At 73.8% G+C, this 10,731-nt stretch carries 11 protein-coding genes; 6 read left to right on the forward strand and 5 right to left on the reverse strand.

Annotated elements, in window-relative coordinates:
- The first annotated feature begins 20 nt into the window (after positions 1-20).
- Positions 21-1,067 (forward strand): LLM class F420-dependent oxidoreductase, encoded by a 1,047-nt coding sequence (locus tag ABEB13_RS32280; RefSeq protein ID WP_345708304.1) that lies wholly within the window; start codon positions 21-23, stop codon positions 1,065-1,067.
- Between the two features lie 78 nt (positions 1,068-1,145).
- Here the strand turns inward: ABEB13_RS32280 and ABEB13_RS32285 are convergent, their stop codons facing one another.
- On the reverse strand, positions 1,146-2,135 hold the full coding sequence (locus ABEB13_RS32285; RefSeq protein WP_345708305.1) for a magnesium and cobalt transport protein CorA: 990 nt from the start codon (positions 2,133-2,135) through the stop codon (positions 1,146-1,148).
- Positions 2,136-2,267: 132 nt separating this feature from the next.
- On the opposite strand from ABEB13_RS32285, the gene ABEB13_RS32290 reads away from it, so the two are divergent.
- From ABEB13_RS32290 to mshC, 4 genes are all read left to right on the forward strand, one after another.
- On the forward strand, positions 2,268-2,957 hold the full coding sequence (locus ABEB13_RS32290; protein WP_345708306.1) for a histidine phosphatase family protein: 690 nt from the start codon (positions 2,268-2,270) through the stop codon (positions 2,955-2,957).
- Positions 2,958-3,035: 78 nt separating this feature from the next.
- Positions 3,036-3,602, forward strand: coding sequence for a DUF3090 domain-containing protein (locus ABEB13_RS32295; protein ID WP_345708307.1), 567 nt, complete (start codon positions 3,036-3,038; stop codon positions 3,600-3,602).
- A 56-nt stretch (positions 3,603-3,658) separates the two neighbouring features.
- Positions 3,659-4,456 carry an SCO1664 family protein gene (locus ABEB13_RS32300; protein WP_345709899.1) on the forward strand — a complete coding sequence of 266 codons (798 nt, stop codon included), beginning with the start codon at positions 3,659-3,661 and terminating at the stop codon, positions 4,454-4,456.
- Positions 4,457-4,564: 108 nt separating this feature from the next.
- Positions 4,565-5,794, forward strand: coding sequence for a cysteine--1-D-myo-inosityl 2-amino-2-deoxy-alpha-D-glucopyranoside ligase (gene mshC, locus ABEB13_RS32305; RefSeq protein WP_345708308.1), 1,230 nt, complete (start codon positions 4,565-4,567; stop codon positions 5,792-5,794).
- A gap of 93 nt (positions 5,795-5,887) precedes the next feature.
- On the opposite strand, the gene ABEB13_RS32310 is transcribed toward mshC, so the two are convergent.
- From ABEB13_RS32310 to ABEB13_RS32325, 4 genes are all read right to left on the reverse strand, one after another.
- Positions 5,888-6,379: a TolB family protein gene (locus ABEB13_RS32310; RefSeq protein ID WP_345708309.1), complete on the reverse strand. Its 492-nt coding sequence runs from the start codon at positions 6,377-6,379 to the stop codon at positions 5,888-5,890.
- The gene (locus ABEB13_RS32315) at positions 6,334-6,975 is read right to left on the reverse strand and encodes a hypothetical protein (RefSeq protein ID WP_345708310.1); all 642 of its coding nucleotides are present in this window, start codon (positions 6,973-6,975) and stop codon (positions 6,334-6,336) included. Before ABEB13_RS32315 ends, ABEB13_RS32310 begins: the two co-directional genes overlap by 46 nt.
- A 200-nt stretch (positions 6,976-7,175) precedes the next feature.
- On the reverse strand, positions 7,176-8,183 hold the full coding sequence (locus ABEB13_RS32320; RefSeq protein ID WP_345708311.1) for a PAC2 family protein: 1,008 nt from the start codon (positions 8,181-8,183) through the stop codon (positions 7,176-7,178).
- 156 nt (positions 8,184-8,339) lie between these two features.
- Complete coding sequence (locus tag ABEB13_RS32325; RefSeq protein WP_345708312.1) at positions 8,340-9,173, reverse strand: SGNH/GDSL hydrolase family protein; 834 nt, start codon at positions 9,171-9,173, stop codon at positions 8,340-8,342.
- 91 nt (positions 9,174-9,264) lie between these two features.
- On the opposite strand from ABEB13_RS32325, the gene ABEB13_RS32330 reads away from it, so the two are divergent.
- Positions 9,265-10,278, forward strand: a complete 1,014-nt coding sequence (locus ABEB13_RS32330) for a LacI family DNA-binding transcriptional regulator (protein ID WP_100887553.1) — start codon at positions 9,265-9,267, stop codon at positions 10,276-10,278.
- The last annotated feature ends 453 nt before the right edge of the window (positions 10,279-10,731 follow it).

A 10,731-nucleotide genomic window follows, 5' to 3' on the forward strand; every position in this document is an offset into this window, starting at 1 on the left:
GACTGGAAGGCGTCACCCCTATGCGACTCGGCATCAACCTCGGCTACTGGGGACTCGGCATGGACGCCGACAACATCGCGGTCGCGCAGGAGGCCGACCGGCTCGGCTACGCGGTCTGCTGGGCGGCCGAGGCGTACGGCTCGGACGCCGCCACCGTGCTCAGCTACGTCGCGGCCAAGACCGAGCGGATCGACGTCGGCTCGGCGATCTTCCAGATCCCGGCCCGCACCCCCACCATGACCGCGATGACCGCGGCCACACTGGACACCCTCTCCGGCGGCCGCTTCCGGCTCGGTCTCGGCGTCTCCGGCCCGCAGGTCTCCGAGGGCTGGTACGGCGTCAAGTTCGACAAGCCGCTGGCCCGCACCCGCGAGTACGTCGAGATCATCCGCAAGGCGATGGCCCGCGAGCGCCTCGTCCACGAGGGCGCCAACTGGACGCTGCCGCTGCCCGGCGGCCCGGGCAAGCCGATCAAGCTCACTGTGCACCCGGTGCGCGAGCACATCCCGCTCTACATCGCCGCCATCGGCCCGAAGAACCTGGAGCAGACCGGCGAGATCGCCGACGGCTGGCTCGGCATCTTCTTCGCCCCCGAGCACGCCGCGCTCTCCGTCGACCCGCTGAAGGCCGGCCGCGCCAAGGCCGGGCTCACCCTGGACGGCTTCGACCTGTGCCCGACCGTCACCATCGCGGTCGGCGACGACGTCAAGGCCGCGGCCGACCTGCAGCGCGACTACGCGGCGCTCTACATCGGCGGCATGGGCAGCAAGGAGAAGAACTTCTACAACCAGCTCACCCGCCGGATGGGCTTCGAGCAGGCCGCCGACGAGATCCAGGAGCGGTACCTGGCCCGTGACAAGGCGGGCGCCGCGGCCGCCGTCCCGCACGAGCTGATCGACGCCACCTCGCTGCTCGGCGACACCGCCCGGATCGCCGACCGGATGCAGGCCTACGCCGACGCCGGCGTCACCACGCTGACCCTGGCCCCCGCGGGCTTCACCCTGGCCGAGCGGATCACTGCCCTGCGCACCGGCGTGGAGGCGCTGGAGCGCGCCGGACTGGCCTGACCGCGCCGTCGCCCGGGCGGCCCGGGTGCCCGGGGCTTGTCCGACAAGCCCCGGCGCGCCCGGGCCGCCCGCGGCGTCTCAGAGCCAGCCGGCCCGCTTGAAGAACCGGTGCAGCACGGCACAGACCCCCACCATCAGAGCCACCGCCGCCGGGTAGCCCCAGACCTCGTGCAGCTCCGGCATGTGGTCGAAGTTCATGCCGTAGATGCCGGCGATCAGCGTCGGCACGGCCGCCAGTGCCGCCCACGCGGAGATCTTCCGCATGTCGTCGTTCTGCTGCACGCTGACCTGCGCCAGGTTGGCGCTGAGGATGTCGGACAGCAGCCGGTCGAGGCCGTCGACCAGCTCGTTCACCTTCGTCAGGTGGTCCAGCACGTCCCGCAGGTAGGGGCGCAGCCCCTCCTGCACGTACGGCACGTCGGCCCGCACCAGCCGGGTCGCCGGCTCCTGGAGCGGCGCCGTGCCCCGGCGGAACGCCACCACCTGGCGCTTGAAGCCGTAGATCCGCTCGGCGACGCCGCGCGAGCGCCCAGGGGCGAACACCTCGGCCTCCAGCTCGTCCAGGTCCCCCTGGAGCGTGGCGGCGAGATCCAGGTAGTCGTCCACCACCCGGTCGCAGACCCCGTAGAGCACCGCCGCCGGGCCGTGGCGCAGCAGGTCGGGCTGGGCCTCCAGGTCCTTGCGCAGCGAGGCCAGCGGGCTCACCGCCCCGTGCCTGACGGTGATCGCGAACGCGTCGCCGATGAAGACCAGCACCTCGCCCACCTCGACCGCCCGCTCGGCCGCGTGGTACCCGGCGGTCTTCACCACCGTGAAGAGCGACTCCGGGTACACCTCCAGCTTCGGCCGCTGGTGCGCGGCGGTCAGCGCATCCTCGACGGCCAGCGGGTGCAGGCCGAACTCGGAGGCGACCAGGTCGAGTTCCTCGGACGTCGGTTCATGGAGCCCGATCCACACGAAGGCGTCCCCGTCGGCGCGGGCGGCGTCCAGGGCGTCCGAGAAGTCGGCCGGGCCCTCGGTGCGCTGCCCGTCCCGGTAGACGGCACAATCGACGATCATGCCGGACATTCTCGCCTGCCCGGCGGGCGGCCCGCGCCACCTCCGCCGAAAGCACACCCGATGGGCACCGCGCCCGCGCCGGGCCGGCCGGGCCGGATCCGGGCCGCCGCGGGGGTGGTGCGAGGCCGTAGGCTGGGCGCCATGCCCACGCTGCTGCTCGTCCGCCACGGCCGATCGACCGCCAACACCGCCGGGGTCCTGGCCGGCTGGACACCCGGCGTGGACCTCGACGACACCGGACGCGGCCAGGCGAAGGCGCTCCCCGGCCGGCTCGACGGCATTCCGCTGGCCCGGGCCGTCAGCAGCCCGCTGGAGCGCTGCCGGCAGACCCTGGCCCCGCTGCTCGCCGAGCGCCCCGAACTCGGGGAGCCGGCCGTGGACGAGCGCCTCGGCGAGTGCCACTACGGCGACTGGACGGGCCGTCCGCTGCGCGAGCTCGCCGAGGAGCCGCTCTGGCGGACGGTGCAGGACCACGCCTCGGCCGCCGCCTTCCCCGGCGGCGAGTCGCTGCGCGAGCTGAGCCACCGCACCGTCGACGCCGTCCGCGACTGGAACGCCCGGATCGCCGCCGAGCACGGCGAGGACGCCGTCTGGATCGCCTGCACCCACGGCGACGTGGTGAAGGCGGTCGTCGCCGACGCGCTCGGCCTGCACCTCGACCACTTCCAGCGGATCTCCGTCGAGCCCTGCTCGGTCACCGCGATCCGCTACACCCCGCACCGCCCGTTCCTGCTGCGCCTCGGCGACACCGGCGCCCTGGCCTCGCTCGCCCCCAAGGCCGCCCCGCACCCGGTGCCCGCCGGCGACGCGATGGTCGGCGGCGCGAGCTGACACCTGTCGCCGCACGGCTGCGGCGCACGTCGTAGGGTGGCCGGTGAGCCCCCGTCCGAAACCATCCGGAGCGAGAGAGTGCCCCGTCAGGTCTTCTTCTACGACCAGCCCGAGCGGTTCGTGGCCGGTACCGTCGGCCAGCCCGGATCGCGGGCCTTCTACCTGCAGGCCAGCGCCCGCGGCCGGATCACCAGCGTGCTGCTGGAGAAGGCCCAGGTGGCCGCGCTCGCCGAGCGGGTCGACGAGGTGCTCGACGAGGCCCTGCGGCGCAGCTCCGGCTCCGTCGCGATCCCCGCCGTCGCCCCCGCCGAGCTGCTCGACAGCGCCCCGCTGGACCTCCCGCTGGAGCAGGAGTTCCGGGTCGGCACCATGGCCCTCGCCTGGGACGGCGTCGACGAGCGCCTCGTCGTCGAGGCGCAGGCCGTGGTCGAGGACGCCGAGGGCGAGGAGGCGGCGGTCTTCGACGACGAGGACGAGAACGGCCCCGACATGCTGCGGGTGCGGCTGACCGGCCCGATGGCCCGGGTCTTCGCCAAGCGCGCCCTCGACCTGGTGGCCGCCGGCCGCCGGCCCTGCCCGTTCTGCAACCTGCCGCTCGACCCGGAGGGCCACCTGTGCCCGCGCGCGAACGGGTACCGACGCTGAGCGAGGACCAGGCCGCGGACACCGTCCCCGGCACCGACCCGGCCACCAGCGCCGCGCTGGCGGCCGATGTCCCCGCCGCCCTCGGCCTGCTGCGCGAGGGCACGCTCACCGTGCACGGCCGTCTCACCGACGCCTCCAACGCGGTGCTCTACTGCACCGCCGAGCTGGACGGCGTCACCGCGCCCTGCGTCTACAAGCCGGTCGCCGGCGAGCGGCCGCTGTGGGACTTCCCGGACGGCAACCTGGCCGGCCGCGAGGTCGCCGCCTACGAGGTCTCCGCCGCCACCGGGTGGGCGCTGATCCCGCCCACCGTGCTGCGGGACGGGCCGCACGGCCCCGGCATGGTCCAGCTCTGGGTCGAGCCCGATCCGGACGCCCCGGAACTGCTCGACCTCCAGGACCCGGCCGGCCCCGCGGCCGGCTGGCTGCCGATCGTCCGCGCCGAGATCGAGGGCGGCCGCACCGCGCTCCTCGTCCACCGCGACGACGGACGGCTGCGCCGCCTCGCCGTCCTCGACGCGGTGATCAACAACGCCGACCGAAAGGGCGGGCACTGGATACCGGCCGCCGACGGCCGGCTCTACGGCATCGACCACGGCGTCACCTTCAACGTCGAGGACAAACTGCGCACCCTGCTGTGGGGCTGGGCCGAACGGCCGCTGCCCGAGGACGCCCGCGAGGTGCTCGGCCGGCTGGCCGGCGACCTCGCCGGGCCGCTGGGGGAGCGGCTGGCCCCGCACCTCACCCCGGCCGAACTGGCCGCCACCGGGGCCCGGGTGGCCGCGCTGCTGGCCGCCGGACGCCATCCGCTGCCGTCCCCCGACTGGCCGTCGATCCCCTGGCCGCCGCTCTGAGCGGACCACGGTGCGGCGGCGGCCGGGGCGTCCCGGCACGGGGAGGTTTCCGGCCGATCCGGCCGACTGGTTAGCCTTTCAAATGATCGCAAGGTTAAAGTCGGAACCATGCATGCCTGGCCCGCCTCCGAGGTTCCCGCCCTGCCTGGTCAGGGGCTCCCCCTTCGTATCTTCGACACAGCCACGAGCAGTGTCCGGGAGGTCGTGCCCCAGGGCCCGACCGCCCGCCTCTACGTCTGCGGCATCACCCCGTACGACGCCACCCACCTGGGCCACGCCGCCACCTACAACACCTTCGATCTGGTGCAGCGGGTCTGGAAGGACGCCGGTCACGACGTCCTCTACGTCCAGAACGTCACCGACGTCGACGACCCGCTGCTGGAGCGGGCCGTCGCCACCGGCCAGGACTGGACGGCCCTCGCCGAGCGTGAGACCGCGCTCTTCCGCGAGGACATGACGGCCCTGCGGATGCTCCCGCCGGCGCACTACATCGGCGCCGTCGAGTCCATCCCGTGGATCGTCCCGCTGGTGAAGAAGCTGCTGGCGAGCGGCGCCGCCTACGAGCTGGACGGCGACATCTACTTCTCGGTCGACGCCGACCCGCACTTCGGCGAGGTCTCCGGCCTCGACCGCGACGCGATGATGCCGGTCTTCGCCGAGCGCGGCGGCGACCCGCAGCGCCCCGGCAAGAAGCACCCGCTGGATGCCCTGCTGTGGCTCTCCGCCCGGCCGGGCGAGCCCGCCTGGGACACCGAGCTCGGCCACGGCCGGCCCGGCTGGCACATCGAGTGCGTGGCGATCGCCCTGCAGTTCCTCGGGATGTCCTTCGACATCCAGGGCGGCGGCAGCGACCTGTCCTTCCCGCACCACGAGATGGGCGCCGCGCACGCCCAGGTCGCCACCGGCGAGCACCCGTACGCGCAGGCGTACGTGCACGCCGGGATGGTCGCCCTGGACGGGCACAAGATGTCCAAGTCCCGCGGCAACCTGGTCTTCGTGTCGGCCCTGCGCCGCGAGGGCGTCGACCCGGCGGCGATCCGGCTGGCCCTGCTGGCGCACCACTACCGGGCCGACTGGGAGTGGACGGAGCGCGACCTCGCGCAGGCCCAGGAGCGCCTCGCGCTGTGGCGCGCCGCCGTCTCCCGCCCGGACGGGACGCGCGCCGAGGGCATGCTCGCCGAGGTCCGTGCGGCACTCGCCGACGACCTGGACGCACCGGCCGCGCTCGCCGCGGTCGACCGCTGGGCCGCCGCGCAGAACGCGGCCGGGGGCGACGACATCGGCGCCCCCGGCCTGGTCTCCCGGACGGTCGACGCCCTCCTCGGCGTGGCGCTGTGACCACCACCTGAGGTTCTGACGGAACAGGACGGCCGGGCACGGTGACGTGCCCGGCCGTCGCTGTGCCGCCCCACGGTGCGAGCGGCGTGCCGGTCAGTGCCGGTAGGCGGGCATACCGGGGCCGGCGACCACCAGCACGGGCGCGGACGAACCGTCCACCGGCAGCGTGACCACGCCGGCGGTGGTGCGGGCCGCGATCGTCCGGCCGTCCGGCGACCAGGCCGGCTCGGTGTAGTCCGTGGTCGCGTGCGGGGTGAGGTCCCGGGCGACCGGGTTCTCCTTGTGCACATCCTGCACGAAGAGGTGGTCGTGGCCCGCGACGGAGCGCACGAAGACCACCTCGTCGCCGTCCCGGGAGAGCGCCGGCTCGGAGCCGGTGGCGATCGCGGCGCCCTGCTGGCGCATGTAGTCGTCGCGGATGTAGACCTCGTGGTCGGTGGTGTTGGCGTAGACGGTGCTGCCGTGCTGCATGCCGCCGCCGCTGATCCAGACGTTCCCGGTGGTCGGCAGCGGCTTCGCGTTGTCGTCGGAGAAGGTTTTCAGCGACAGGGGCTTCGGCGTGGCCCCGATGGCGGTCGCGGGCACACCGACCAGCCGGGCGCCGGTGCCCTGTCCGACGGTGAAGAGGATGTTGTTCTTCGCCGGGAGGCCGACGGGGTCGGCAGCGTCGACCTGCCAGGTGGGGTGGGACCAGGTCTGCCCCCGGGGTTGCGCGCGACTACGACGCGGTGGCTGCCGTCGGCACGGGACACCGACAGGTCGCCGGCGCCGTCGATGAAGGCTGCCCGGCCGCCGTCGGGGGACCAGGCCAGGTCGCGGACCGCGGTGTGGAAGTCGACGCTGGTGCCGTTCATCAGGACCAGGTTGGTCCCGTTGCTGATGGTGAGGCCCTGAACGGCGCCGTTCCGGGCAGGTGCGGTGGTCCGGCCGGCGGCGGACGCGGTGACCGGAGCGGTGGGGCTCGGCGGCGCGGACGGCGTGGCGGAAGCGGTGGCGCCGGACAGCGCGGGAGCGGCCGAGGAGGCCGCGTCCGACGGCTTCGCGGCGGTGGCCGGTGCGGCATTGCCGGCGGCCACCCCGGTGGCGGCCTGCGGGTCGCAGGCGGACAGCAGCAGCGTGCTCCCGACGGTGAGGGCGGAGACGAGTGCGGCGGCGGCGTGACGGCGGGCACGAGCGGACATGAGGAGTTCCCCGGAGTGTGGTGTGACGGTTGGACGCCGTGAGCGGTGTGCGTGCCCGGGATCCCCCCGGTCGACCCTCGTCCGTGCGATGGGAGGACTCTGTCAGTCGAACGTCCCCGAACAGTGCGTCGGATGTCACCGGCTTGCAACAGCCTGGCGGGCTGTCAACTAGCCCCCAGGGAACGCCCTCCGTGCGCGCGCTACTCCTCGGCGCCGCCGTCCCCGTCCCCGTCCTTTTCGGCGTCCCCGGCGTCCCCGGCGTCCTTGGGGTCCTCGCCGTCCTCGGCCTTCTCCTCCTCGTCGGGCCGGGACTCCGGCCGCTCGGTGGCGTGGCCGCCGGTGACCGGCTTCTCGCCGGTCGGGCCGAGGTTCTCCCGGCGCCGCAGGTAGCGCTCGAACTCGCGCGCGATCGCGTCGCCGGACGCCTCCGGGAGCTCCGCGGTGTCCTGGGCCTCCTCCAGCTGCTGGACGTACTCGGCCACCTCGCTGTCCTCGGCGGCCAGCTGGTCCACCCCGAGCTGCCAGGCCCGGGAGTCCTCGCCGAGCTCGCCCGGCGGGATCCGCAGGTCCAGCAGGTCCTCCAGCTTGTTGATCAGCGCCAGGGTGGCCTTGGGGTTGGGCGGCTGTGCCACGTAGTGCGGCACCGCGGCCCACAGCGTCACGGCCGGCACCCCGGCGTGCGCGCACGCCTCCTGGAGCACGCCGACGATCCCGGTCGGGCCCTCGTACTTGCTCTCCTCCAGGTCGAGGGAGCGGGCGAGGGCCGCGTCCGAGGTGACCCCGCTGACCGGTACCGGCCGGCTGTGCGGGGTGTCCCCGAGCAGCGCGCCGAGGATCACCACCAGTTCCACGCCGAGTTCGTGCGCGAATCCGAGCAGTTCGTTGCAGTACGAGCGCCAGCGCATGCTCGGCTCGATCCCCCGGACGAGGACCAGGTCCCGGGTCTTCGGCTCGTTCACCCGGACCACCGACAGGCGGGTGGTCGGCCAGGTGATCCGGCGCACCCCGCCGTCGAGCCAGACGGTGGGGCGGTTGACCTGGAAGTCGTAGTAGTCCTCGGCGTCGAGGGCGGCGAAGACCTTGCCGCCCCACGTCTCGTCCAGGTGGCCGACGGCCGCGGAGGCGGCGTCGCCGGCGTCGTTCCACCCCTCGAAGGCGCAGATCATCACCGGGTCGATCAACTCGGGGACGTCCTCCAGCTCGATCACCCAGCGTCTCCCTCCGTCGACCGGTGCCGCCCCCTCCCGGTCCGCGGACCGGTGGCCGGCTGCCGGCCTGTCGAACCTCGCGTGGAACGCCCTGTTCCACGGTCCTACCTGCCCAGCCTACGGGCTTTGATGCCTTCCCAGGCCGGAGTGCGAAGCCTATCCGAGCGCGGCGTCGGACACGCTCGGCAGGTAGCCGCCGACCTGCCCCTCGGCCTTCGGATGGAACGACTCCCAGAGCGGCAGCGTGACCGGGTGGATCCACTCGCCGGCCGCCCCCTTGCACGCCTCGTGGCCGTCGAACGCCGCCCTGACGTCGGCATAGTGGAACCCCTGCTTGGCGGCCTGAGCCTCGATCAGGTCGTCCAGGCGGTCGGTGAGGGCGTTGAAGCGCGCCCGGCGCGGCTCCGGCGCGACCGGGCAGGACGCGCCCGCGCCGAGCAGGTGCGGGTAGCCGGTGACCACCACCCGGGCGGCCGGGGCCTGCGCGTCCAGCGCCCGGTACAGCGTGGCGAGCCGGTCGGGCAGTTCCTCGCGCAGCCGCCGCTCCGACTCGTCCAGCGCCCGGTCGCAGTGGCCGTCGGTGGTGAAGGGCTGGAGGCACGCCACGGCCGCGTCGCCGAAGGCCAGGTCGTTGCCGCCGATGGTGAGGGTGACCAGGCCGGCGTCGGCCGGCACCCGCGGCACCTGGTCGCGCAGCACGTCCGCGGTGAGCGCACCGCTGCACGCGGCGAACAGGAAGTCGGCGGGCCCGTGCGCGGAGCTCCACAACTGCGGGTAGGAGCGGGCGGAGCGGTGGCAGGCGCCGCTCGCCGGGTCGTACTGGCCGGCGCCCGCGCCGGCGGCGAAGGAGTCGCCGAGGGCGGCGTACCGGACGGGCCCGGGGGCGGCCTGGGCTGGGGCCGCGGCGATCAGCAGCGGGGCGGCGGTCAGGGCGGCGATCAGGGGGAGCGCACGGTCGTATCTCCGGTCGGAGCGGGGACGGATCGTCACGCATCGTAGCCGTTCGCGCACGGAACGAGAGAGCGGCTTGCTCTGCAAATTCACGCAAGCGGTTTGCGTTTTTTGCCGTACACTCGCACCCATGACACGACGACTTGCCGAGGTGGCCAAGAAGGTCGGGGTGAGCGAGGCCACCGTCAGCCGAGTGCTGAACGAGAAGCCCGGCGTCTCCGAGGCGACCCGCGCGGCTGTGCTCACCGCGCTCGACGTCCTCGGCTACGAGCGGCCCACCCAGCTGCGCGGGGAGCGGGCCCGGCTGGTCGGACTCGTCCTGCCCGAGCTGCAGAACCCGATCTTCCCGGCCTTCGCCGAGGTGGTCAGCGGCGCGCTGGCCGGCCAGGGCTTCACCCCGGTGCTGTGCACCCAGACCGCGGGCGGCGTCTCCGAGGCGGACTACGTCGACCTGCTGCTGGAGCAGCACGTCTCCGGCGTGGTGTTCTTCGGCGGCCTGTACGCCCAGGGCGACGCCCCGCACGAGCACTACGACCGGCTCGCCGAGCGCAGTCTCCCGACGGTGCTGCTGAACGGCGCCATCGAGGACCTCGACTTCCCGCGGGTCTCCTGCGACGACGCGGTCGCGGTCGAGCAGGCCGTCTCCCACCTGCGGCAACTCGGCCACAGCAAGATCGGTCTGGTGCTCGGCCCGGCGGATCACGTGCCGTCCCAGCGCAAGCTGGCCGCGGCCCGCGCCGCGCTCGGCCGGGTCGGCCTGGAGCTGCCCGACATCCACGTGGAGCGCGCGCTGTTCAGCCTGGAGGGCGGGCAGGCGGCCACCACCCGGCTGCTGCGGCAGGGCGTCACCGGCGTGGTCTGCGCGAGCGACCCGCTGGCGCTCGGCGCGGTGCGCGCGGTGCGGCGGGCCGGGCTCTCGGTGCCGGACGACGTGTCGGTGATCGGCTACGACGACTCCTCGTTCATGATGTGCACCGATCCGCCGCTGACCACCGTGCGCCAGCCCATCGAGGCGATGGGGCGAGCCGCGGTGGAGCTGCTGGTGGGCGAGATCGCCGGGGTCAAGGTGACCCACGACGAGCTGCTGTTCGAGCCGGAGCTGGTGGTGCGGGGGTCGACGGCCCCGGCACGCGCGCGGGGCTGACCGCGGACTTCTGACGACCCTTCGGCTGAGGGCGGGCACTTCGGTGCCCGCCCTTTTCGTATGCCCACCTTCGGCACCATCCGTTGACATGCTTGTAGCACCTCTGTAACTCTTGGCTGCCATCGCGCAAATGCTCGACAGATCAACGTCATTTTCGCGATGCCTTCCGCTCAATCCCACTGCAACTTCCCCCACAGAGGCAGGACCAGGGATGGGACACCCGCGCAGCCCGCACCTCCCCGCAGCCCCCGCCGCACCCGGCGCGGGCCCGGCCGTCGTGCCCCCCACCGCGCAGCGCCGACAGACCGTCACCACTCGGATCCGGTCGACGCGGTGGACCGCCGCGACCCCGGTCCCCCGGAGCTCCACCCGCTAGTCGGCCCACGCCGCCGAAGGATTCGGGCCGCCGCCACACTCCGGCGGTCCGAGCCGGGGCCGTCCCACGCCCCGGCG

It is taken from the genome of Kitasatospora paranensis, from assembly GCF_039544005.1.
In the GTDB taxonomy this organism is placed as follows: domain Bacteria; phylum Actinomycetota; class Actinomycetes; order Streptomycetales; family Streptomycetaceae; genus Kitasatospora; species Kitasatospora paranensis.

Excerpts from the sequence above, each read along its gene's own strand:
- mshC (WP_345708308.1), top strand. The coding sequence starts at position 4,565 with ATGCATGCCTGGCCCGCCTCCGAGGTTCCCGCCCTGCCTGGTCAGGGG.
- ABEB13_RS32330 (WP_100887553.1), top strand. The coding sequence starts at position 9,265 with ATGACACGACGACTTGCCGAGGTGGCCAAGAAGGTCGGGGTGAGCGAG.
- ABEB13_RS32280 (WP_345708304.1), top strand. The coding sequence starts at position 21 with ATGCGACTCGGCATCAACCTCGGCTACTGGGGACTCGGCATGGACGCC.
- ABEB13_RS32315 (WP_345708310.1), bottom strand. The coding sequence starts at position 6,975 with ATGTCCGCTCGTGCCCGCCGTCACGCCGCCGCCGCACTCGTCTCCGCC.
- ABEB13_RS32290 (WP_345708306.1), top strand. The coding sequence starts at position 2,268 with ATGCCCACGCTGCTGCTCGTCCGCCACGGCCGATCGACCGCCAACACC.
- ABEB13_RS32285 (WP_345708305.1), bottom strand. The coding sequence starts at position 2,135 with ATGTCCGGCATGATCGTCGATTGTGCCGTCTACCGGGACGGGCAGCGC.